Source organism: Paraburkholderia sp. BL6665CI2N2, from assembly GCF_004366535.1.
Lineage (GTDB): Bacteria > Pseudomonadota > Gammaproteobacteria > Burkholderiales > Burkholderiaceae > Paraburkholderia.
In genome coordinates this window covers 4609966-4631868 of record NZ_SORC01000001.1, presented here as the reverse complement: position 1 = coordinate 4631868, position 21903 = coordinate 4609966, and the positions used below count along the sequence as shown (strand labels likewise).

Genomic DNA, 21903 nt, shown 5'->3' with positions numbered 1-21903 from the left:
CGGTTTCCGGCGCACGGTCGCGCCGCCGCCCGGCGTATGGCAACCGCCCCTGCGCGGGCGGATTTCGCAATGTGTTTCTGACCGGCTTCATCGCCGGGAATCCTCACCGGAACCCTCTACCGGAAAGCGTATGAAAATCACCATTATCGGCACGGGCTATGTGGGTCTTGTCACTGGCGCGTGTCTCGCCGAGATCGGTCACGACGTTTTCTGTCTCGACGTCGATCCGCGCAAGATCGAAATCCTCAACAGCGGCGGCGTGCCGATCCACGAGCCCGGTTTGCAGGAGATGATCGCCCGCACGCGCGCGGCACGCCGCATCACGTTTTCCACGGATGTCGAAGCCAGCGTCGCGCACGGCGACGTGCAGTTCATCGCGGTCGGCACGCCGCCGGACGAAGACGGCTCGGCCGATCTGCAATACGTGCTCGAAGCGGCCCGCAATATCGGCCGCACGATGAACGGCTTCAAGGTGATCGTCGACAAATCGACGGTGCCGGTCGGCACCGCGCAGCGCGTGCGTACGGTGGTCGAGGAAGAACTGGCTAAACGCGGGCTCGCCGCCAGCGCGCAGCATCGATTTTCGGTGGTGTCCAACCCCGAGTTCCTGAAGGAAGGCGCGGCGGTCGACGACTTCATGCGCCCGGACCGCATCGTGATCGGCATCGACGAAGACGAACCCGGCATGCGCGCGCGTGAACTGATGAAGCGTCTGTACGCGCCGTTCAACCGCAATCACGAACGCACTTTGTACATGGATGTGCGCTCGGCCGAGTTCACGAAATACGCCGCCAATGCCATGCTCGCCACGCGCATCTCGTTCATGAACGAGATGTCGAATCTGGCCGACCGCGTCGGCGCGGATATCGAAGCGGTGCGCCGCGGCATCGGCTCGGATCCGCGGATCGGCTATCACTTCCTGTACGCCGGCTGCGGCTACGGCGGTTCGTGCTTCCCGAAGGACGTGCAGGCGCTGATCCGCACGGCCAGCGAGAGCGGCCACAATCTGCGCATCCTCGAAGCGGTCGAGGAAGTGAATCACAAGCAGAAAGACGTGCTGGTGCACAAGATCACAAGCAAGCTCGGCGACGATCTGAGCGGCCGCACGTTCGCCGTGTGGGGCCTCGCATTCAAGCCAAATACCGATGACATGCGCGAGGCGCCGAGCCGTCGCCTGATCTCGGAACTGCTGGCGCGCGGCGCCCAGGTGCGCGCGTACGATCCGGTCGCGGTGACCGAAGCGCGCCGCGTGTTCGCCATGGACCTGCACGACGCACCGGACCAGTTCGCGCGTCTCACTTTCACGGCTACGCAGGACGAAACGCTCACCGGCGCCGACGCCCTCGTGATCGTGACCGAATGGAAAGAATTCAAGAGCCCGGATTTCGTTCATCTGAAATCGGTGCTCAAGTCGCCGCTGATTTTCGACGGCCGCAACCTGTATGAACCGGACGCGATGACCGAACTCGGCATCGACTACCACTCGATTGGACGCCCTTATGCCCAACCCTCTGAACTTCCGGCCGTTGCCTGAGACCGCGCCGGGCGCCGTGCCGAGCACGCCCGCACCGCAGCTCACGGTAGTGCCGCGCGAACAGCTCGCCGCCGCGCGCGTGCTGGTGGTGGGCGACGTCATGCTCGATCGCTACTGGTTTGGAGATGTGAATCGCATTTCGCCAGAAGCGCCCGTGCCTGTCGTGCACGTGCAGCGTCAGGAAGACCGGCTCGGCGGCGCGGCGAACGTCGCGCGCAATGCGGTCGCGCTCGGCGCGCAAGCCGGCTTGCTGTGCGTGGTCGGCCATGACGAACCCGGCGAGCGCATCGTGCAACTGCTCGACGAAAGCGGCGTGAAGCCGCATCTCGAACGCGATCCGGCGCTGCTCACCACCATCAAGCTGCGTGTGCTGTCGCGCCAGCAACAGTTGCTGCGCGTCGATTTCGAGAACTCGCCGGCGCACGAAGTGCTGCTCGCGGGTCTCGCGCGGTTCGACGAGCTGCTGCCGTCGCACGACGTGATTCTGATGTCCGACTACGCGAAGGGCGGTCTGACCCACGTCACGCAGATGATCGCGAAGGCGCACGCGGTGGGCAAGCCGGTGCTGGTCGATCCGAAGGGCGACGACTGGGAACGCTATCGCGGCGCCACGCTGATCACGCCGAACCGCGCCGAGTTGCGGGAAGTGGTCGGCCAGTGGAAATCGGAAGAAGATCTGATCGCGCGCGTGACAAAGCTGCGCGCCGATCTGCAGTTCAAGGCGCTGCTGCTCACGCGTTCGGAAGAGGGCATGACGCTGTTCTCGGACGACGGCATCCTGCACGCTTCGGCGGTTGCGCGCGAAGTGTATGATGTCTCGGGCGCGGGTGACACCGTGATCGCCACGCTCGCCGCCATGCTCGGCGCGGGTCTTACGCTGGTCGAGGCGGTCGGGCTCGCGAATCGCGCGGCCGGCATCGTGGTCGGCAAACTCGGCACCGCCACCGTCGACTACGACGAACTTTTTCACTGATGCGGCCCGCCGGGTCCCTCGCTGTGCTTCTGTGAACGGCGTGCAAATGGGATCCGCGTGGCGTCGACTGAACCTGTCGATCGGAGCGAGCGCCACGCGCTGACTCCGATCCAATGCCAAGCTCACTACCGCAGGATCATCAATCATGACCCTCATCGTCACCGGCGCGGCCGGTTTTATCGGCAGCAATCTCGTGAAGGCGCTCAACCAGCGCGGTGAACAACGCATCATCGCCGTGGACAATCTCACGCGCGCGGACAAGTTCAAGAACCTGGTCGACTGCGAGATCGACGACTACCTCGACAAGACCGAATTCGTCGAACGCTTCAAGCGTGGCGACTTCGGCAAGGTGCGCGCGATTTTCCACGAAGGCGCCTGCTCGGACACGATGGAAACCGACGGCCGCTACATGATGGACAACAACTTCCGCTACAGCCGCGACGTGCTCGATGTCTGCCTCGCGCAGAACATCCAGTTCCTGTATGCGTCCTCCGCGGCAACGTATGGCGGCTCGAGCCGTTTCGTCGAGGAGCGCGAAGTCGAGCAGCCGCTGAATGTGTATGGCTACTCGAAGTTCCTGTTCGACCAGATGATCCGCCGCGTGCTGCCCACGGCGAAGAGCCAGATCGCCGGCTTCCGTTACTTCAATGTCTACGGGCCGCGCGAAACGCATAAGGCGCGCATGGCGTCGGTGGCGTTTCACAACTTCAACCAGTTCCGCGCCGAGGGCAAAGTCAAGCTGTTCGGCGAATACAACGGCTACGCCGCAGGCGAGCAGACGCGCGATTTCGTCTCGGTGGAAGACGTGGTCAAGGTCAACCTGTTCTTCTTCGACAATCCGGACAAGTCGGGCATCTTCAACCTGGGCAGCGGCCGCGCGCAACCGTTCAACGACATCGCCAGCACGGTGGTCAACACGCTGCGCTCGCTGAACAACGAACCGGCGCTCTCGCTCGCCGATCAGGTGCAGCGCGGGCTGATCGAATACATTCCCTTCCCCGACGCGTTGCGCGGCAAGTACCAGTGCTTCACGCAGGCGGATCAGTCGAAACTGCGCGCGGCCGGCTACGACGCGCCGTTCCTGAGCGTGCAGGAAGGTGTCGACCGTTACGTGCGTTGGCTATTCGGCCAGGTGTAAATAATTCGGATCCCTCTTTAAACTGGAATCTCCCGGTTGGTGATGGTCGCCAACCGGTTGTACGAGGGAGATTCCATATGTTTCGAAAAATTCTGGTTACCGCGGCCATGCTCGCCGCTTTTGGCCACGCTTATGCGGCGGTCGACGTCAACACGGCTAATGAGGATGCGTTGCGCGGCATCAAGGGCATCGGTCCTGCCAAAGCGAAAGCCATTCTCGACGAGCGTGCAGCGCATGGTCCGTTCAAGGATCCGGCCGACCTCGGCAAGCGCGTCAAAGGCATGGGCGGGCATACCGTCGAGCGCCTGCAGGCGGAGGGTCTCGCTGTCGGTCCGGCTGGCGCGGCTGCTAACCCGCAGGCTGCGGCGGCTGCACAGACCAAAGGCACGGCCGTTCCGGCCGCCACGCCGAAGAGCAACGCCACGGTGGCAGTGAAGAAATAGCCTGACGCGGACTCCGCGCGTGGGTTTCGTGACCCGCGCGCGGAGCCTGCTCCTTCGTTTCCCCTTCATGGTCGGAGTTGGCAATAACGCTCCTTCAGCTGTCATGCAGATGACTGGCTCCCGCGGTACTCAGCCGCGGGCTTTTTGCGTTGCGGGCGCTCGCACACGGGCGCCTGCATCCATGCGGGCAGAAGGGCCGCACGGCAGCGGCGGGCACGGTGGTTTAGAATCGAACGATTGAAGACTCCGCGCATCGACAGCTCCAGACCGATATGGCTTACAAAACGATTGAAGACACGATCGGCAATACGCCGCTCGTACAACTCGTCCGGCTTCCCGACGACGAGATCCGCAGCCGCAATAACGTAATTCTTGCGAAGCTCGAGGGTAACAACCCGGCGGGCTCGGTGAAAGATCGCCCGGCGTTGTCGATGATCAAGAAGGCGGAAGCGCGTGGCCGCATCAAACCGGGCGACACGCTGATCGAATCGACCAGCGGCAATACGGGCATCGCGCTCGCCATGGCGGCCGCGGTCCGTGGCTACAAGATGGTCTTGATCATGCCGGAAGATCTGTCGGTGGAACGACGTCAGAGCATGGCCGCGTATGGTGCGCAGATCGTGCTCACGCCGGTCACGGGCGGCATGGAGTACGCGCGCGATCTGGCCGAGCAGATGCAGCGCGAAGGCAAGGGCATCATCCTCGACCAGTTCGCCAACCCGGACAATCCGGCTTCGCACGTCGAAGGCACGGGTCCGGAAATCTGGCGCGATACGGAAGGGCGCATTACCCACTTCGTGTCGTCGATGGGCACGACCGGCACGATCATGGGCGTGTCCACGTATCTGAAAGAACAGAATCAGGCCATCGAGATCATCGGTGCGCAACCGGAAGAAGGTTCGCGTATTCCAGGCATCCGCAAATGGCCCGAAGCCTATCTGCCGAAAATTTTCGATCGCAGCCGCGTGGACCGCGTCGAGAGCGTGAGCCAGGCCGCCGCGGAAGCGATGGCGCGCCGCATGGCGTCGGTGGAAGGGATTTTTGCAGGCATCTCGTCGGGCGGTGCGTGTGAAGTCGCGCTGCGTGTCGCGCGGCAGGTCGAGAACGCGACGATCGTGTTCATCGTTTGCGATCGCGGTGATCGCTACCTGTCGACGGGTGTGTTTCCCGCGTAAGCGCGTCGCTCAAAGTCTCGCTCGCCAACGAAAAGCGCTGGTTCGAGACCGGCGCTTTTTTTCATCTCGTCGACCCGCCAGGCGCACCCGGCGACCGCATGGAAATTATTGCGATGCCGCAGCCGGCGGCGCCGCGTTATTGCCCGAGTTCGTCGCGTCGCCGGCTTCCATCTGTGCCTTGACCCGCTGACCCAACTGATACACCGCGAGCGCATAAAAGAAGCTGCGGTTATAGCGCGTCAATACATAGAAGTTCTTCAGGCCCAGCATGAACTCGGTTCCGCGTCCCGGTGAAGGCAGGTCCACCACCGTCACCGGTGTGCCGGCTTCCGACGCCACATCCACACCCGGTTCGTTCAGCAGCAAGCCGGCGCGCAGCAATTGATCGAGCGGCCAGTGCGGTTCCGGTTGACCGTCCGCGGCCGCTTGCGCGACGCCCAGGCTGCCGGCGTCCGAGCCGATCTTCCACACGACCGGCCGGCCGTTTTCCCAGCCGTTCTGACGCAGATAATTCGCCACGCTGCCGATCGCATCCGCCTGGCTCGTGCGCAGATCGATCTGCTTGTTGCCGTCGTAGCTCACCGCGTATTGCACGATGCTGCTCGGCAGGAACTGCGGAATGCCGATCGCGCCGGTATAGGAGCCGAGCACCGTGGTGGGATCGATCTGCGAGTCGCGCGTCCACACCAGGTAGTCTTCGAGGTTCTTGCGGAAGGTCGCCTGGCGATCCGCGCGATTGGCCGTGCTCGGATAGTCGAAGCTGAGCGTGGTCAGCGCATCGAGCACGCGGAAGTTGCCCATGAAGCGCCCATAGATCGTCTCGACACCAATGATGCCGACGATCACTTCCGGCGGCACGCCGAACTCTTCATAGGCGCGTTGCAGCGTGGCCTGGTTCGCGCGCCAGAAGCGCACGCCGGCATTGATGCGGACCTGGTCGAGGAAGCGCGACTGATACACGCGCCAGTTCTTGACCGACGGCGAGGGCGACGGCGTCACGAGCTTGACCGCGGTGGCCGAATAACTGACGCGGGCAAAGAGCGAGTGCAGCGAGGCTTCGTCGAAGTCGTAGCGCGCGACCATGTCGTTGATGAACGCATTGACGTCGGCATTGTTCGCGTAGCGCTGCGGGATGATCTCTTCTTCAAACGTTTGCCCTTGCGGCACGGCGGGTTGCGGCTGGCCTTGCGCGAGCAGCACCGGCGGTTTTTTGCCGGCGCTTTGCGCGCTCGCCGGACTGGTTGCCATGAACATGCACGATGCGACGGACAGTGCGGCGGCCATGGTTCTGATACGTAGCCGGTTTCGTGCAGACAGAGCAAGCTTGACGGTCATAGTGAGCTAAAGGCGCGTGGCGCAGGAGACAAGGGAAAGACGGGGAAAAACCGATCGGGGCAGTATACCCGACGCCTCCGGCAAAACTGTGCCTGACGCGTCACAGCCGCATCGTGTGGTAACTTGATGAATGTTGGCGCGCCGAGGGCGCGCGCCCCTGGATGGAGACATGCCGCGCGCGCCTCGAAGGCGTGACGCCGCAGAAAGAGAATCATGGCAACAGGCTTCTATTCCCACGCCGACTGTCTGCTGCACGACATGGGGCAATGGCATCCCGAATGCCCCGCGCGTCTGCAGGCAATCGAAGATCAGTTGATCGCGAGCCGCATCGACTCGCTGATCGAACGCGAGTCGCCGCCGCTCGCCGACGATGCCGCGCTGCTGCGCGTGCATACGCAAGCTCACGTCGACTATATCCGCAGCCGCTCGCCCGTTGAAGGAACCGCCGAAATCGATCCCGATACGACGATGAATCCGCATAGTTTGCAAGCCGCGTTGCGTGCCGCGGGCGCCGCGGTCGCCGCGACCGATGCGGTGATCGAAGGCCGTTACGACAACGCTTTCTGCAGCGTGCGGCCGCCCGGCCACCACGCGGAACCGGCGCGCGCCATGGGCTTCTGTTTCTTCAACAACGTCGCCATAGCCGCGCGTCATGCGCTCGAAGTGCACGGCCTCGCGCGCGTCGCCATCATCGACTTCGACGTGCATCACGGCAACGGCACCGAAGCGGCTTTCTCGGGCGACTCGCGCGTGCTGATGTGCAGCATCTTCCAGCATCCGTTTTACCCGTTCACCGGTGCCGACAATCAGGCGCCCAACATGTGCAACGTGCCGATGCCGGCGCGCTCGAAAGGCATGGCGGTGCGCGAAGCGGTGGACCTGCTGTGGTTGCCGCGCCTGCATGAGTTCAAGCCGGAGATGCTGTTCATCTCGGCCGGCTTCGACGCGCATCGCGAGGACGACCTCGGCAACATGGGCCTCGTCGAAGACGATTACGCCTGGATCACCGATCAGATGCGCGAGATCGCGAAGCGTTATGCGCACGGACGGATCGTCAGTTGTCTCGAAGGCGGCTACAACCTGTCCGCGCTCGGGCGCAGCGTAGTCGCGCACGTGCGCTCGCTGGCAGGGATCTGAGGCGCCAAGCCGCGGCGCCATCCACTCAAAACGCATTAGGACTGAATCATGAATGCCGATGCGGGCAACGCTTCACTGATCGAGATCGAACACGGCGCGTACGGCGTGCCGGGCGTCGTGCGTGTGACGTTGAACCGGCCCGATGCCTTCAACGCGCTCTCAGAAGCTTTGCTCGACGAGCTTCAGACGGCATTAAGCGAAATCGCGCGGTCAGATGCTCGGGTGGTCGTGATCGCCGGCGCGGGCCGGGCTTTCTGCGCAGGACATGATCTGAAGGAAATGCGCGCGGCGCCGTCGCTGGCTTACTACCAGGCGCTGTTCGCCCGTTGCACGAAGCTCATGATGACGATCCAGCGCTTGCCGCAACCGGTGATCGCGCGGGTGCAGGGCATTGCCACGGCGGCCGGCTGTCAGCTCGTCGCGATGTGCGATCTGGCGGTCGCCGCCGACACGGCGCGGTTTGCCGTTTCGGGTGTGAACCTCGGGCTCTTCTGCGCGACGCCTTCCGTGCCGTTGTCGCGCAACCTGTCGCGCAAGGCAGCGCTTGAAATGCTGCTCACCGGCGATTTCATCGATGCCGCCGCGGCAAAGCAGCAAGGTCTCGTCAACCGCGTGGTCCCAGCGGACGCACTTGACGCGGAAATCGTGCGGCTCGCCACCAGCATCTGCGCGAAACCCGTCGAAGCCGTGAGCGCCGGCAAAGGTCTCTTCTATCGTCAGTTGGAGATGGGTATCGAGGCGGCTTACCAACTCGCCGGCCAGACCATGGCCTGCAACATGATGGACGAGTCGGCGCTCGAAGGCGTGCAGGCTTTCATCGACAAACGGGCGCCCGACTGGAAGCGTGACGCCGGCTAGCCACGCGCGACTCAGGCTCTATCGGATCACCAGCCGTCTTTCAATCCACTCGATCAAATCGCCGATCACCCGATCGCGGTCGAGGTCGTTCATCGTCTCGTGATAGCTGCCTTCGTGCAGCGTGAGCGTTTTGTCCGGCGAACCTGCATGCTGGCCGAATTCGCGGCTGCCTTCGGGTTCGGTGAGCTTGTCGGCGGTGCCGTGATAGACCAGCAGCGGTACCCGTAAGCCCGCACGGCCGCGTTCGATGCGCGCCATCGCCAGCAGAAGTTCCGCGCCGGTGCGCGCGGGAATCGCGCCGTGATGCACGAGCGGATCGTTGCGATTGGCGTTCACCACGGGCTGAAGGCGTGAGAGCAAAGCCGCGTCGATTTTCATCGCAGGGAAACTCGGGTAGAGACGGCTGATCACCTGGCTCAGCTTGAGCATCCAGCGCGGCACGTCGCGGCCGGGTGCGAGCGCCGGGCTCGACAGGATCAGGCCATTCAGGCGCCGGCCGCTCGCGTCGAGGCGTTCGATCGCATATAGCGCGGCCACGGCGCCGCCCATGCTGTGGCCCATCAGGAAGAGCGGGGCGCAGCTTGGCGCGGCGGCGTCGAGCAAAGCTTGCGCGTCGAGCAGATAGTCGTCGAAGCGCTTCACGTAGGCGCGCTTGCCGGGCGCGTGGCCGTGGCCGCGCAGATCGATCGCCACCAGTTCGATGCCGGCCGCGTTCAGCCGCGCAGCGAGCGCTGCGTAGCGGCCGGCGTGCTCGGCGAGACCGTGCAGCAGGGCAACCGTGGCGCGCAGTGGCGCGGCGGCCGGCCAGCGGTACAGTGGCAAGTCGACGCCGTCGGCGGTCGTCACCGAGGCGCGCTGCGGTTCGCCCGCGTTGCCGTTGCCGCCGCGCTTGCCCGCGCCGGGCCGCACGTCGCTGCTTTGAGATGATGTCTGCATAACCGCCGCTTATCTTGATCTGGTTCCGCCCGATCATAGTCGCAGCGACCATGCGGGCGCGAGGGTCTTGCATTGAGCATGCCTCTAATGCCCACAGGTTATGAAAAGATCGTAATTGATTATTAAAGGGAATGACGACGCTGCGGTAGAATTGCGGGCTCAAATCCCAATAAAAGCAACGGCGGCCGCTTGTCGGGAGCACACAACGCTCGCCGGCAGACTCCGCCGTTTCGTTTTTCCATGATCGAAATACGCAATATCTCCCAGCGGTTCGCCGGGCCCCGGGGCTGGGTCGAGGCGCTGCACAACGTCAATCTGTCGATTCCGGCCGGCGAGGTGTTTGGCATCATCGGCCGCAGCGGCGCGGGCAAGAGTACGCTTGTGCGCACTCTCAACCTGCTGACGCGCCCGAGCGAAGGCAATATCGTCGTCAACGGCCGCGATCTGACGACGCTGCCCGCCGCGCAATTGCGCGAGGCGCGCCGCGAGATCGGCATGATCTTCCAGCACTTCAATTTGCTGTCTTCGCGCACGGTGTACGAGAACGTCGCGCTGCCGCTCGAACTCGCCGGCATGAAGCGCGACGAAATCGAAGCGAACGTGCTGCCGCTGCTCGAACTGGTCGGCCTGTCGGCACAGAAAGACCGCTATCCGGCGCAGATCAGCGGCGGGCAAAAACAGCGCGTCGGCATCGCGCGCGCTCTGGCCAGCAAGCCCAAGGTACTGCTCTCCGACGAAGCGACCTCGGCGCTCGATCCCGAAACCACGCGCGCGATTCTCGACCTGCTTAAGCGCATCAACCGCGAACTGAACCTGACCATCGTGCTGATCACGCACCAGATGGACGTGATCAAGCAGGTCTGCGACCGCGTCGCCGTGCTGGATGCCGGCCGTGTGGTCGAAGAGGGCAAGGTAATCGACGTGTTCCTGCAACCGCATCACGAAGTCACGCGCGCGTTGATCGGCGACGTGATCGCGCAGGAATTGCCGCCCGCCATGAAGGCGCGTGTCGCGGAACGCCTGAAGACCGGCAGCGGCCACTTGCTGCGGCTCGCCTTCACCGGCTCAGGCGTCGATCAACCGATCCTGTCGGAAACGATTCGCCGCTACGAACTCGATTTCAACATCCTGCACGGCCAGATCGACGAGATCCAGGGACAGGCGTTCGGCTCGCTCGCGGTGCTCGCGGGCGGCGAACCGGCGAAGGTGGCGCAGGCGCTGACGTATCTGCGTGAACAGGGCGTGGTGGTGGAGGAGCTCTCGTATGTTGAGTGAAATGTTCGATATGTTCGTCCAGTCGTTCTGGGAAACGCTCGTCATGGTTGGCATTTCCGGACTGGTCGGCGCTTTGGTGGGTTTGCCGCTCGGCGTGCTGCTGTATCTGACGGATCGCCAGGGCGTATTGCAGAACATCGCCGTGAATCGCGTGATGGGCGTAGTCGTCAATGCGGTGCGCTCGACGCCGTTCATCATTTTGCTGGTTGCGGTGATTCCGTTCACGCGTCTCGTGGTCGGTTCGTCAATCGGTACGGCGGCCGCCGTCGTGCCGCTGACGATCGCCGCCGCGCCGTTCATCGCGCGCCTGGTCGAGACGGCGCTGCGCGAAGTGGATCGCGGTCTGATCGAAGCGGCTCAGGCGATGGGCGCGACCACCAGCCAGATCGTCTTCAAGGTGTTGCTGCCGGAATCGCTGCCGGGCGTGGTCGCCGGCTTGACGATCACTTTCGTCTCGCTGGTCGGTTATTCGGCGATGGCGGGCGCGATCGGCGGCGGCGGTCTCGGCGACCTCGGCATTCGCTACGGGTATCAGCGTTTCTTGCCGGAAGTGATGTTGACGGTCGTGGTGATTCTGATCGTCTTCGTGCAGTTGGTGCAGTCGTTCGGGGATTGGCTCGTGCGTCGTTTGAGCCATAAATAAAACAACACAGTCGACAGGTTTGGAAAGGTCCATCATGCAACGTCGTTTCATTCTTAAGCTGGCTGCCGCGCTCGGTGCCGCATCGCTCGTCGCCGCCAACGTGGCTTACGCCGAAGACACGATCAAGGTCGGCGTGACCGGCGGTCCGCACGCACAGATCATGGAAGTCGTGAAGACGGTCGCGGCGAAGAACGGTCTGAACATCAAGATCGTCGAATTCTCCGACTACGTGCAGCCGAACGCGGCGCTCGCCGGCGGCGATCTGGACGCGAACAGCTACCAGCACGACCCGTATCTGCAGGCGCAGGTGAAGGACCGCGGCTACAAGCTGATCCGTATCGCGGACACGGTCACGTATCCGATGGGTATCTATTCGAAGAAAGTGAAGACGCTCGCCGAACTGCAGCCGGGCGCGAAGATCGCGGTGCCGAACGATCCGACCAACGGCGGCCGCGCGCTGCTGTTGCTGCAAAAGCAGGGTCTGCTGAAGCTGCGCGCCGACGCGGGGCTGAAGGCGACGCCGCTCGACATCGTCGACAACCCGAAGAAGCTGAAGATCGTCGAACTCGATGCCGCGCAGATTCCGCGCTCGCTGAACGACGTGGACGCGGCCGCGATCAACACGAACTTCGCGATGGAAGCGGGTCTGAAGCCCAAGCAGGACGCCATCGCGATTGAAGACCCCAAGGGTCCTTACGTGAACGTCATCGCAATCCGCGAAGCAGATAAGAACAAGCCGTGGGTCGCCAAGCTGGTCGCGGCGTATCATTCGCCGGAAGTGAAACAGTTCATCGAAAGCAAATTCGGCGGAGCGGTCATCACCGCCTGGTGAGACGGCGGCCTGCAGAGCACGCAGAACACGACGGCAATGCAAATTTAGAGTCGTAGGGCTTAACCCGGGGTTGTCGCCCGGGTTTTTTCGGGATTAAAATAGAACGACCGTTCGATATTGCCGTCACGCCATTGAGGAGCGATATCCTCCTGCTAAAGCACCCGCGACCGGGCTGCCGTGAGGGCAGTCGTTATAATGTTCGTTGGGTTGACGTATTCGTAACTTTGGAGCGTGTGCATGAAAATCCTGGTGCCAGTCAAAAGAGTGGTCGATTACAACGTGAAGGTTCGAGTCAAGTCGGACGGCACGGGCGTCGACATCGCGAACGTGAAGATGTCGATGAATCCGTTCGACGAAATCGCGGTTGAAGAAGCCGTGCGTCTGAAGGAAGCGGGCGTGGCGACGGAAGTGATCGCCGTGTCGGCGGGCGTGACGCAATCGCAGGAAACGCTGCGCACGGCGCTGGCGATCGGCGCGGATCGCGCGATCCTGATCGAGTCTTCGCAGGAACTGCAGCCGCTGGCCGTGGCCAAGCTGCTGAAGGCGCTGGTTGACAAGGAGCAGCCTTCGCTGATCATTCTCGGCAAGCAGGCTATCGACGACGATTCGAACCAGACCGGCCAGATGCTCGCCGCGCTGGCTGGTTTGCCGCAAGCCACGTTTGCATCGAAAGTGGTTGTTGCTGACGGCAAGGCGACCGTTTCGCGCGAAGTGGATGGCGGCGCGGAAACGCTGTCGCTGACGCTGCCCGCTGTCGTCACGACCGACCTGCGCCTGAACGAGCCGCGCTACGTCACGCTGCCGAACATCATGAAGGCGAAGAAGAAGCCGCTGGAAGTCCTCAAGCCGGAAGACCTCGGCGTTGATGTCACGCCGCGCCTGAAGACGCTGAAGGTTGTCGAGCCGCCCAAGCGCTCCGCCGGTGTGAAGGTGCCGGATGTGAAGACGCTGGTCGAGAAGCTGAAGACCGAAGCCAAGGTGCTGTGAGGGAGACAGAGCAAATGACGAATCTGGTAATTGCGGAACACGACAACGCGTCGATCAAGGCCGCGACGCTGAACACGATCGCAGCGGCACAGAAGATTGGTGGCGACATTCACGTGCTGGTGGCAGGGCACAACGCGCAAGCCGCGGCGGATGCAGCAGCGAAGATCGCAGGCGTGAGCAAAGTACTGCTGGCCGACGCGCCGCAACTCGAAGCAGGCCTCGCGGAAAACATTGAAGCGACGGTGCTGAACATCGCGAAGGACTATTCGCACATCCTCGCGCCGGCAACCGCCTACGGCAAGAACATCACGCCGCGTATCGCAGCGAAGCTGGATGTCGCCCAGATCAGCGATATCACCGCGGTGGACAGTCCGGACACGTTCGAGCGTCCGATCTACGCCGGCAACGCCATCGCAACCGTGCAATCGGCTGACCCGATCAAGGTCATCACGGTCCGCACGACGGGTTTCGATGCAGTCGCGGCTGAAGGCGGCAGCGCAACGGTCGAGAAAATCGAAGCGGCGGCGGACAGCGGTATCTCGTCCTTCGTGAACCGCGAAGTGACGAAGCTTGACCGTCCGGAACTGACGTCGGCGAAGGTCATCGTCTCGGGCGGCCGCGGTTTGGGCAACGGCGAGAACTACACGAAGGTCCTCGAACCGCTGGCGGACAAACTGAATGCAGCGCTCGGCGCATCGCGTGCCGCGGTCGACGCGGGCTTCGTACCGAACGACTATCAGGTCGGTCAAACCGGCAAGATCGTCGCGCCGCAGCTGTACATCGCCGTCGGCATCTCGGGCGCGATCCAGCATCTGGCCGGGATGAAAGACAGCAAGGTGATCGTTGCGATCAACAAAGACGAAGAAGCGCCGATCTTCAGCGTCGCCGATTACGGACTGGTGGGCGATCTGTTCACGCTCGTGCCCGAGCTCGTTAGCGAACTCGGCTAAGCGCCGTAACGCCGCATAAAAGGCGTCTGGCAGCACAGGAAGGGCGCGGGACCGATCGAGTCCAGCGCCCTTTTTTTATATCAGAAGCGGGAGGAGAACTGAAATGAGCTATACGGCGCCCATCAAGGACATGCTGTTCGTGATGAAAGAACTGGCCGGTCTCGAAGACATCGCGAGCTTGCCGGGCTTCGAAGATGCGAACCTCGAAACGGCGCAAGCCGTCCTCGAAGAATCGGCGAAACTGTGCGGCGGCGTGCTGGCGCCGCTGAATGTCGAAGGCGATCGCAATCCGAGTAGCTGGAAAGACGGCGTGGTCACCGCGACGCCCGGCTTCAAGGAAGCGTTTCGCCAGTTCGGCGAAGGCGGCTGGCAAGGCGTGCAACATCCCGTCGACTACGAAGGCCAGGGCCTGCCGAAGCTGATCGCGACGCCGTGTGTCGAAATGCTTAACGCGTCGAACCTGTCGTTCGCGCTGTGTCCGTTGTTGACCGACGGCGCGATCGAAGCGCTGCTCACCGCCGGCACCGAAGCGCAAAAACAGACCTATGTGCCCAAGCTGATTTCCGGTGAATGGACCGGCACGATGAACCTGACCGAGCCGCAGGCCGGTTCCGATCTCGCGCTGGTGCGCACGCGCGCCGAGCCGCAGGGCGACGGTTCGTTCAAGCTGTTCGGCACGAAGATTTTCATTACGTGGGGCGAGCACGACATGGCGAAGAACATCGCCCATCTCGTGCTGGCGCGCACACCGAATGCACCGGAAGGCGTGAAAGGCATTTCGCTCTTTATCGTGCCGAAGATTCTCGTCAACGAAGACGGTTCGCTCGGCGAGCGCAACGACGTGCATTGCGTCTCGATCGAACACAAGCTCGGCATCAAGGCGAGTCCGACCGCGGTGCTGCAATTCGGCGACCACGGCGGCGCGATCGGTCATCTGATCGGCGAAGAGAATCGCGGCCTCGAGTACATGTTCATCATGATGAACGCGGCGCGTTTTGCTGTCGGCATGCAAGGCGTCGGCATTTCGGATCGCGCTTATCAGAAGGCCGTGGCGTACGCGAAAGATCGCGTGCAAAGCCGTCCCGTGGATGGTTCCGCGAAGCAATCAGTGGCGATCATTCAGCACCCCGACGTGCGCCGCATGCTCGCGACCATGCGCGGCCTCACCGAAGCATCGCGCGCGCTGGCCTATGTGGCCGCGGCGCACTGCGACATCGCGCATCGTCATCCCGACGAAGCAAAGCGCGCGGAGCATCAGGCGATCTATGAATACCTCGTGCCGATCGTGAAGGGCTGGAGCACGGAGTTGTCGATCGACGTCACGAGCCTCGGCGTGCAGGTACACGGCGGCATGGGCTTTATCGAAGAAACCGGCGCCGCGCAGTACTACCGCGATGCGCGCATTCTGCCCATCTACGAAGGCACGACCGCGATTCAGGCCAACGACCTGATCGGCCGCAAGACCGTGCGCGACGGCGGCAAGGTGGCGAAGTCGCTGCTCGCCGAAGTGGCTGCGACGATCGAGGCACTCGGCGCGCAGCAAGGCCCGGCGTTCGACTCGATGAAGAAGTACCTCGCGCAGGGCCATCAATCGCTGGGCGCCGCGGTGGATTTCGTTGTCGCCAATACAAAGGGCGATCCGAACGCGGTGTTCGCCGGCAGCGTGCCGTATCTGAAACTCGCGGGCGTCGTGCTGGGCGGCTGGCAGATGGCGCGTGCGTTGCTGGTGGCGGCTCAAAAGCGCGACGAAGACCCTTCGTTCTACGGCGCCAAGATCGCGACCGCGCAGTTTTACGCCGAGCATGTGCTGCCGCTGGCGTCGGCGTTCGAGGCGTCGATTGTCAACGCGAAGGGTGGAGAGAGTGTGCTGGCTTTGTCGGAAGATCAGTTCTGACGCGGCTTTTCACTACGCTTGAAAAAACAAACGGCGCCTTGACAGGCGCCGGTTGTTTTTGTGGCGCTGGTCTGTGAGATCACGAATCAGCGCTACCGTTCTGGTGAAGCGTCGCTGCTAAAACTTAGGCATAAGCCGGGCGATGCGCGGCACCCACCTCGCCGAGATAGCGATGCACCGACAGATCGTCCGCCTTGATGGCCGGTTGCTTGCCCGACATCACGTCGGCGAGCAGTTGGCCCGACCCGCACGACATCGTCCAGCCCAGCGTGCCGTGGCCCGTGTTGAGGAACAGGTTCGGCACGGGAGTGCGGCCGACGATCGGCGTGCCGTCCGGCGTCATCGGGCGCAGACCGGTCCAGAAGGTCGCCTTCGACGTATCGCCGCCGCCCGGGAACAGATCGTTCACGCACAGTTCCAGCGTTTCGCGGCGCGCCTGGCGCAACGATTTGTCGAAGCCGACGATCTCGGCCATGCCGCCCACACGAATCCGGTCGTCGAAACGCGTGATCGCGATCTTGTAGGTTTCGTCCAGCACAGTGGACACCGGCGCCGACGCTTCGTTGACGATCGGCGCGGTAATCGAATAACCCTTGAGCGGATAAACCGGAATCTTCACGAGACCGGACAGGAAGCCGGTCGAATACGAACCCAGCGCGACGACGAACGAATCCGCGCGCACCAGTTCTTCTCCGCACTTCACGCCGGCGATGCGGTCGCCGGCCATTGCGAGTGCGTCGATCGGCGTGTTGTAGCGGAATTTGACGCCCAGTTCCTCAGCCAGCGCGGCGAGGCGCGTGGTGAACATCTGGCAGTCGCCGGTTTCGTCGCCTGGCAGGCGCAGACCGCCGGTCAGCTTGTGCGACACCGCGGCGAGCGCCGGCTCGGCCCGCGCGAGTTCGGCCGGCGACAGCAGTTCATACGGCACATTGGCTTCCTGCAGCACGGCGATGTCTTTCGCGGCGCCTTCGAATTGCTGCTGGGTGCGGAACACCTGGAGCGTGCCGCCGGTGCGGCCTTCATATTGAATACCGGTTTCGGCGCGCAGCGCTTGCAGGCAGTCGCGGCTGTATTCGGCGAGGCGAACCATGCGGCCCTTGTTCACCGCATAGCGCGACGACGTGCAGTTCTGCAGCATCTGCCACATCCATTGCAACTGGAATTGCGTGCCGTCGAGGCGGATTGCCAGCGGCGCGTGTTTCTGGAACATCCACTTGACGGCCTTCAGCGGCACGCCAGGCGCGGCCCACGGCGACGCATAGCCGGGCGAGATCTGGCCCGCATTGGCGAAACTGGTTTCGAGCGCCGGGCCGGCCTCGCGATCGATCACGGTCACTTCGTGCCCCGCGCGCGCCAGGTAATACGCGCTGGTCACGCCGACGACGCCACTGCCCAAAATGACGACTCGCATAGATGCTCCAGGTATTCAAATGAGGTCTGAGGACGGTGCGCTCGTCGATTCGGTGGAATTCGTTCGATTAACAAGGTGTATCGCGGATCGCCCAGTCTTAACCGCTATACTATTAACAGTCAGGCAGGTTTTGTTATTGTATTTTCAAGATTTTCAGCAAAAACACCATGCGTACACAGCGCCAACCGGTCCGGGCCCTCGACAAGCTTGATCGCAAGATCCTGCGGCTGCTGCAGCAGGACGGCCGCATCGCCATGAAGGATCTGGCCGAACAGGTCGGACTGTCAGTCACGCCATGTATCGAGCGCGTCAAGCGCATGGAGCGCGACGGCGTGATCACCGGCTATCACGCGCGCGTGAATCCCGCGGAGCTGGGCGCGGCGCTGCTGGTATTTGTCGAGATCACGCTGGATCACAAGAGCGGCAACATGTTCGACCAGTTCCGCCGCGAGGTGCAGAAGATTCCCGAGGTGCTGGAATGCCATCTGGTGTCGGGCGATTTCGACTATCTGATCAAGGCGCGCATCGGTGAAATGGCCGATTACCGGAAGCTGCTAGGCGACATCCTGCTGCAACTGCCTGGCGCGGTGCAGTCGAAGAGCTACGTGGTGATGGAGGAGATCAAGGAAACGTTGACGATTCCGGTAGGGGATTGATCCACGCGACGGCACTCGGCGGGGCTCGACAAACGGCGTAAACACTGTATATTTGTACAGGTGTTTTGCGCCGTTTTTCCGTTTTGCGTCTTTACGTGTTCCAGCCGTGACCGACTCCGACTCCCACTCCGTCAACGAATTTCCGATCGCGCCGCCCGCGCCTCGCAAAGGCCGTGGCGCGGTGACGAACCTGCAAGGCCGCTACGAAGTCGACCAGCGCGAAGCGGTGGACGACGGCTGGCTGTCGGCGCCGGAGGACGATGACGGGCCCAAGGTCTTGCGCACGCAGGTCTTCGAAGAACGGGCCAAGACCATTCTTACGCGCAATGCGTCGCCGGATATTCCGTTCAGCGTGTCGCTGAACCCGTATCGTGGTTGCGAGCATGGCTGCATTTATTGTTTTGCGCGGCCCACGCACGCTTATCTGGGACTGTCGCCGGGCCTCGACTTCGAAAGCCGGATCTACGCCAAGATAAATGCGCCGGAGTTGCTCGAGCGGGAATTGTCGAAGAAGTCCTATGTGCCGGAGCCGATCGCGCTGGGCGTCAATACTGACGCCTGGCAACCCGTCGAGCGTGACTTGCGGCTCACGCGCAGGGTGATCGAAGTGCTCAGCGAACGTCAGCATCCGTTTGCGGCGATCACCAAGTCGTCGCTGATCGAACGCGATCTCGATCTGTTGGCGCCCATGGCGGCGCGCGGGCAATTCATGGCGGCCATCACCATCACCACGCTGGACGCCGAGATCGCTCGCACGCTCGAGCCGCGCGCGGCCACGCCGTCGCGGCGCTTGCGCGCTATTCGCACGTTGAGCGAGGCGGGCATTCCGGTCGGCGTCAGCATCGCGCCGGTGATTCCGTTCGTCACCGAACCGGACATGGAGCGCGTGCTGGAGGCCTGCGCGGAAGCCGGCGCGAGCAACGCGAGCTACATCGTGCTGCGTCTGCCGTGGGAAGTCGCGCCGCTTTTCAAGGATTGGCTCGCGGCGCACTTTCCAGATCGTGCAGATCGGGTGATGAGTCGCGTGCGGGACATGCGCGGTGGGAAGGACTACGACTCTTCGTTCTCCACGCGCATGAAAGGTGAGGGCTTGTGGGCGGATCTGCTCAAGCAGCGCTTCCACAAGGCGGTGCGCCGTTTGGGGTTGAACCGCCGGGACCGCGGCATTCTGGATATGTCGCACTTTCGCCCGGTCAACGTGCCGCGTGCCGATAAACCGGCACACGACGATCCTCAACTGAATCTTTTCTAGCGCGCCGCGCGGCGGATCATTGCGAGAGCGCTTTGGCCGCCTGCACCTGGCTTTCGAAGTACGTCTGGAACGAAATGGCCAGACCCGTCATCAGCAGGAAGGCGCCGATCAGCAGCGAAAAGATCACGATGAAAATGACCGTCCAGCCGGAGTGGCTTTTGCGCTGGGTCTGGCCGTTGAATTGCGTGTCCCACTTTTCGTCCGGACGCAGCCCGTAGACGATCGCGGCGAGAAACGCGGCGAGCAGCGAGATCGCGCCGGGAAAGGCCAGCATCCAGCCGAGCATCGAAGCGCGTTCGCTCGCCACGAGGAGCATGGCTCCCGGAATGCCGATCAGCGTGCCGAGCACATGTGCCCATCCGTAGATGTCGCGCATGCCGTACAGATAGAACCGGTGAGCGCCGAGGCTGCCGAAGAAGAACGCCAGTGCGGCGGTAATCGTCTTGGATCTGAAACGCGGGGAAGTCGAGACAAGGGTGGACATGTAGGCCAGAGCAGAGTGACAGGCGGTCGAAAGGAGCGGCGCGCAGCGCGCGCGGACCGACGCGCATTCTACGCCCGCCATGGGCCGCCGGTCACGTGACGGGTAGTCGCGGCAGGGTCGAAGGCGCTCTCTGCCGCAGGGTGAAGGGTAGGGCAGCCATGGGCGGGGCCGCGTTGACCACGAGTCCTAGGGGCGTGATTATGGCGGCGGTGCGGCGGCTGATCAGGCTGGCTTGGCAAGTGGCGTGACGAGCGCCGAACCCGGCCGGATAGGTGGCGTGGGTGCCGACGCTCGTTTCTGTCCAGACTTTTCGAGCGCACGGCGTCTGACGCTGCTTGCCACGCGAAGCGGGCTACGGCGCCGAGTAGGTGACGCGATAAACTGCGCCGGCGTAGTCGTCGCTGATGAGTAGCGAACCGTCGGGCAGTGGCAGCACGTCGGCGGGACGTCCCCACTCGGTTTCGCCGGATTGCAGCCAGCCTTCGGCAAACACCTCCTGGCGGGCATTGCTGCCATCCGGATTCGTAACCACGTGCACAACGCGATAGCCGACCTTCTTGCTGCGATTCCACGAACCGTGCTCGGCGATAAAAATACTGTTCCGGTAGGCGGCTGGAAACATCGGGCCGTCGTAAAAGCGCATGCCTAGCGCCGCGACATGCGCACCCAGTTTGACCGCGGGCGGCGTAAACTCGCTGCACGGATGGTCCTTGCCGAACTCGGGATCGGGCGTGTCGCCGCCATGGCAGTACGGAAAACCGAAATCCATCCCGGCGCGCGGCGCGCGGTTGAGCTTGTCGTCCGGCACGTCGTCGCCAAGCAGGTCGCGGCCGTTGTCGGTGAACCACAGTTCATGCGTCGCGGGATGCCACGCGAAGCCGACTGAATTGCGGATGCCACGCGCCACGATCTCGTAGTGACTGCCGTCCGGGTCCATGCGGCCGATTAGCCCGAAACGGTTGCGATCTTTCAGGCAGACGTTGCAGGGCGCGCCTTGCGGCACGTAGAGCTTGCCGTCCGGGCCGAACGCGATGAATTTCCAGCCGTGGTGCGTCTCCGTGGGCAAGGTGTCGATTACGACGGCGGGTTTGGGCGGACCGTTCAGGTGAGTATCGATCGCATCGAAGCGTACAATTTTCGACACCGCGGATACATAGAGCGCGCCATCGTGCCACGCTACACCCGCCGGCGTTTCCAGGCCGGAAGCGATCACGTGGCGGGCCGTCACACGTGCGTTCTGCAATTCGAGCGCGTAAACGTGTCCGTCGAGGCTGCCTATATAGAGAATGCCCTTCGGCGAGAGCGCCATGGCTCGCGCGCTCGGCACGGCATCCGACAAGACCTCGATATGGAAGCCCGGCGGCAGTTTGATCCGGTCCACGGGTAGCGCGGCGAGGCATGGCAGGGCAGTTGCGGCGAGCAACACGGCCGTGCCCGTGCGAAGCGCCCGGCTTCGCAAATCGCGCGCCGAGGCGATGAATCGCGTGGCGGCGGTACGGAAAGCGCGCAAAAACACAATGGGCGGCAGGAGTTTCACGGGCGCTCCGTCAGGTAATTCGGGCGTTTCGGCGTGGTTTGGGGCTCCCGCCTGTACGGCCGGCGCAACCCCGTCGTTCAGTTTATCCGGGTAAGTGTTTGTTATGGCGTCGGTTTCCCGCTATAATCGCGTGTTTCAGTCGTTCCGAACCCCGGTTTTCAAGGATTCTAGTATGGTCATCATCCGCTTGGCTCGTGGCGGCTCCAAGAAGCGCCCGTTCTACAACATCGTCGCAACCGATTCGCGTAACCGTCGTGACGGCCGCTTCATCGAGCGCGTTGGCTTCTACAACCCGGTCGCTACGAAGGGTGAATCCCTCCGTATCGCTCAGGACCGCCTGACGTACTGGCAAGGCGTTGGCGCACAACTGTCGCCGACCGTCGAGCGCCTCGTGAAGGAAGCTGCAAAGGCGCAGCCGGCTGCTTAATGGCGGCTAGCATGCGTATCGTCGTC

Annotated in this window: 21 protein-coding genes; 16 read left to right on the top strand and 5 right to left on the bottom strand. The window is 63.0% G+C overall.

Going from position 1 to position 21903, the window contains the following annotated elements:
- The first annotated feature begins 130 nt into the window (after window positions 1-130).
- The 5 genes from B0G81_RS20635 to cysM all read left to right on the top strand — a co-directional run bounded on the left by B0G81_RS20635 (window position 131) and on the right by cysM (window position 5263).
- Window positions 131-1534 carry a UDP-glucose/GDP-mannose dehydrogenase family protein gene (locus B0G81_RS20635; protein ID WP_106283261.1) on the top strand — a complete coding sequence of 468 codons (1404 nt, stop codon included), beginning with the start codon at window positions 131-133 and terminating at the stop codon, window positions 1532-1534.
- Window positions 1500-2507, top strand: a complete 1008-nt coding sequence (gene rfaE1, locus B0G81_RS20630; protein WP_116139604.1) for a D-glycero-beta-D-manno-heptose-7-phosphate kinase — start codon at window positions 1500-1502, stop codon at window positions 2505-2507. The genes B0G81_RS20635 and rfaE1 overlap by 35 nt, the downstream gene beginning before the upstream one ends.
- Before the next feature lie 145 nt (window positions 2508-2652).
- Window positions 2653-3645, top strand: coding sequence for an ADP-glyceromanno-heptose 6-epimerase (gene rfaD / locus B0G81_RS20625; RefSeq protein WP_134138166.1), 993 nt, complete (start codon window positions 2653-2655; stop codon window positions 3643-3645).
- Between the two features lie 77 nt (window positions 3646-3722).
- Entirely contained in the window at window positions 3723-4088 is a 366-nt protein-coding gene (locus tag B0G81_RS20620; RefSeq protein WP_106283258.1) for a helix-hairpin-helix domain-containing protein, read from the top strand.
- Between the two features lie 272 nt (window positions 4089-4360).
- On the top strand, window positions 4361-5263 hold the full coding sequence (cysM, locus tag B0G81_RS20615) for a cysteine synthase CysM (RefSeq protein ID WP_134138165.1): 903 nt from the start codon (window positions 4361-4363) through the stop codon (window positions 5261-5263).
- A gap of 105 nt (window positions 5264-5368) precedes the next feature.
- On the opposite strand, the gene mltB is transcribed toward cysM, so the two are convergent.
- The gene (gene mltB, locus B0G81_RS20610; protein WP_243856783.1) at window positions 5369-6517 is read right to left on the bottom strand and encodes a lytic murein transglycosylase B; all 1149 of its coding nucleotides are present in this window, start codon (window positions 6515-6517) and stop codon (window positions 5369-5371) included.
- 294 nt (window positions 6518-6811) lie between these two features.
- Here mltB and B0G81_RS20605 point away from each other — a divergent pair, with 294 nt between their 5' ends.
- Together B0G81_RS20605 and B0G81_RS20600 are read left to right on the top strand one after the other, a co-directional pair.
- Window positions 6812-7735, top strand: a complete 924-nt coding sequence (locus tag B0G81_RS20605; protein WP_106283255.1) for a histone deacetylase family protein — start codon at window positions 6812-6814, stop codon at window positions 7733-7735.
- A gap of 48 nt (window positions 7736-7783) precedes the next feature.
- Complete coding sequence (locus tag B0G81_RS20600) at window positions 7784-8593, top strand: enoyl-CoA hydratase (protein ID WP_134138163.1); 810 nt, start codon at window positions 7784-7786, stop codon at window positions 8591-8593.
- An 18-nt stretch (window positions 8594-8611) separates the two neighbouring features.
- Here the strand turns inward: B0G81_RS20600 and B0G81_RS20595 are convergent, their stop codons facing one another.
- On the bottom strand, window positions 8612-9529 hold the full coding sequence (locus tag B0G81_RS20595; RefSeq protein WP_134138162.1) for an alpha/beta hydrolase: 918 nt from the start codon (window positions 9527-9529) through the stop codon (window positions 8612-8614).
- 240 nt (window positions 9530-9769) lie between these two features.
- Between B0G81_RS20595 and B0G81_RS20590 the strand changes: the two genes are divergently transcribed.
- From B0G81_RS20590 to B0G81_RS20565, 6 genes are all read left to right on the top strand, one after another.
- The gene (locus tag B0G81_RS20590; RefSeq protein ID WP_012433961.1) at window positions 9770-10804 is read left to right on the top strand and encodes a methionine ABC transporter ATP-binding protein; all 1035 of its coding nucleotides are present in this window, start codon (window positions 9770-9772) and stop codon (window positions 10802-10804) included.
- Window positions 10794-11447, top strand: a complete 654-nt coding sequence (locus B0G81_RS20585) for a methionine ABC transporter permease (protein ID WP_106283251.1) — start codon at window positions 10794-10796, stop codon at window positions 11445-11447. Before B0G81_RS20590 ends, B0G81_RS20585 begins: the two co-directional genes overlap by 11 nt.
- A 34-nt stretch (window positions 11448-11481) precedes the next feature.
- Complete coding sequence (locus B0G81_RS20580; protein WP_134138161.1) at window positions 11482-12279, top strand: MetQ/NlpA family ABC transporter substrate-binding protein; 798 nt, start codon at window positions 11482-11484, stop codon at window positions 12277-12279.
- A gap of 237 nt (window positions 12280-12516) precedes the next feature.
- Window positions 12517-13266, top strand: a complete 750-nt coding sequence (locus B0G81_RS20575; RefSeq protein WP_116118019.1) for an electron transfer flavoprotein subunit beta/FixA family protein — start codon at window positions 12517-12519, stop codon at window positions 13264-13266.
- A 14-nt stretch (window positions 13267-13280) separates the two neighbouring features.
- On the top strand, window positions 13281-14216 hold the full coding sequence (locus B0G81_RS20570) for an FAD-binding protein (protein ID WP_116118018.1): 936 nt from the start codon (window positions 13281-13283) through the stop codon (window positions 14214-14216).
- A gap of 103 nt (window positions 14217-14319) precedes the next feature.
- The gene (locus tag B0G81_RS20565; protein WP_134138160.1) at window positions 14320-16110 is read left to right on the top strand and encodes an acyl-CoA dehydrogenase; all 1791 of its coding nucleotides are present in this window, start codon (window positions 14320-14322) and stop codon (window positions 16108-16110) included.
- A 124-nt stretch (window positions 16111-16234) separates the two neighbouring features.
- On the opposite strand, the gene B0G81_RS20560 is transcribed toward B0G81_RS20565, so the two are convergent.
- Window positions 16235-17521, bottom strand: a complete 1287-nt coding sequence (locus tag B0G81_RS20560; protein ID WP_116118016.1) for a D-amino acid dehydrogenase — start codon at window positions 17519-17521, stop codon at window positions 16235-16237.
- Window positions 17522-17688: 167 nt separating this feature from the next.
- Here B0G81_RS20560 and B0G81_RS20555 point away from each other — a divergent pair, with 167 nt between their 5' ends.
- Window positions 17689-18177: an Lrp/AsnC ligand binding domain-containing protein gene (locus B0G81_RS20555; protein WP_106283820.1), complete on the top strand. Its 489-nt coding sequence runs from the start codon at window positions 17689-17691 to the stop codon at window positions 18175-18177.
- Between the two features lie 106 nt (window positions 18178-18283).
- A complete protein-coding gene (locus tag B0G81_RS20550) occupies window positions 18284-19429 on the top strand; it encodes a PA0069 family radical SAM protein (protein WP_134138159.1) in 1146 nt (381 codons plus the stop codon).
- 16 nt (window positions 19430-19445) lie between these two features.
- Here the strand turns inward: B0G81_RS20550 and B0G81_RS20545 are convergent, their stop codons facing one another.
- Together B0G81_RS20545 and B0G81_RS20540 are read right to left on the bottom strand one after the other, a co-directional pair.
- Window positions 19446-19913, bottom strand: a complete 468-nt coding sequence (locus B0G81_RS20545; RefSeq protein WP_134138158.1) for an NINE protein — start codon at window positions 19911-19913, stop codon at window positions 19446-19448.
- Window positions 19914-20265: 352 nt separating this feature from the next.
- A complete protein-coding gene (locus B0G81_RS20540) occupies window positions 20266-21450 on the bottom strand; it encodes a PQQ-dependent sugar dehydrogenase (RefSeq protein ID WP_134138157.1) in 1185 nt (394 codons plus the stop codon).
- A 172-nt stretch (window positions 21451-21622) separates the two neighbouring features.
- Here B0G81_RS20540 and rpsP point away from each other — a divergent pair, with 172 nt between their 5' ends.
- Window positions 21623-21877: a 30S ribosomal protein S16 gene (rpsP, locus tag B0G81_RS20535; protein WP_007180912.1), complete on the top strand. Its 255-nt coding sequence runs from the start codon at window positions 21623-21625 to the stop codon at window positions 21875-21877.
- Window positions 21878-21903 lie beyond the last annotated feature (26 nt).

Bases quoted from the DNA above. Each gene is read 5' to 3' on its own strand.
- B0G81_RS20635 (WP_106283261.1), top strand. From the start codon at position 131: ATGAAAATCACCATTATCGGCACGGGCTATGTGGGTCTTGTCACTGGC.
- rfaE1 (WP_116139604.1), top strand. From the start codon at position 1,500: ATGCCCAACCCTCTGAACTTCCGGCCGTTGCCTGAGACCGCGCCGGGC.
- rfaD (WP_134138166.1), top strand. From the start codon at position 2,653: ATGACCCTCATCGTCACCGGCGCGGCCGGTTTTATCGGCAGCAATCTC.
- B0G81_RS20620 (WP_106283258.1), top strand. From the start codon at position 3,723: ATGTTTCGAAAAATTCTGGTTACCGCGGCCATGCTCGCCGCTTTTGGC.
- cysM (WP_134138165.1), top strand. From the start codon at position 4,361: ATGGCTTACAAAACGATTGAAGACACGATCGGCAATACGCCGCTCGTA.
- mltB (WP_243856783.1), bottom strand. From the start codon at position 6,517: ATGTTCATGGCAACCAGTCCGGCGAGCGCGCAAAGCGCCGGCAAAAAA.
- B0G81_RS20605 (WP_106283255.1), top strand. From the start codon at position 6,812: ATGGCAACAGGCTTCTATTCCCACGCCGACTGTCTGCTGCACGACATG.
- B0G81_RS20600 (WP_134138163.1), top strand. From the start codon at position 7,784: ATGAATGCCGATGCGGGCAACGCTTCACTGATCGAGATCGAACACGGC.
- B0G81_RS20595 (WP_134138162.1), bottom strand. From the start codon at position 9,529: ATGCAGACATCATCTCAAAGCAGCGACGTGCGGCCCGGCGCGGGCAAG.
- B0G81_RS20590 (WP_012433961.1), top strand. From the start codon at position 9,770: ATGATCGAAATACGCAATATCTCCCAGCGGTTCGCCGGGCCCCGGGGC.
- B0G81_RS20585 (WP_106283251.1), top strand. From the start codon at position 10,794: ATGTTGAGTGAAATGTTCGATATGTTCGTCCAGTCGTTCTGGGAAACG.
- B0G81_RS20580 (WP_134138161.1), top strand. From the start codon at position 11,482: ATGCAACGTCGTTTCATTCTTAAGCTGGCTGCCGCGCTCGGTGCCGCA.
- B0G81_RS20575 (WP_116118019.1), top strand. From the start codon at position 12,517: ATGAAAATCCTGGTGCCAGTCAAAAGAGTGGTCGATTACAACGTGAAG.
- B0G81_RS20570 (WP_116118018.1), top strand. From the start codon at position 13,281: ATGACGAATCTGGTAATTGCGGAACACGACAACGCGTCGATCAAGGCC.
- B0G81_RS20565 (WP_134138160.1), top strand. From the start codon at position 14,320: ATGAGCTATACGGCGCCCATCAAGGACATGCTGTTCGTGATGAAAGAA.
- B0G81_RS20560 (WP_116118016.1), bottom strand. From the start codon at position 17,521: ATGCGAGTCGTCATTTTGGGCAGTGGCGTCGTCGGCGTGACCAGCGCG.
- B0G81_RS20555 (WP_106283820.1), top strand. From the start codon at position 17,689: ATGCGTACACAGCGCCAACCGGTCCGGGCCCTCGACAAGCTTGATCGC.
- B0G81_RS20545 (WP_134138158.1), bottom strand. From the start codon at position 19,913: ATGTCCACCCTTGTCTCGACTTCCCCGCGTTTCAGATCCAAGACGATT.
- rpsP (WP_007180912.1), top strand. From the start codon at position 21,623: ATGGTCATCATCCGCTTGGCTCGTGGCGGCTCCAAGAAGCGCCCGTTC.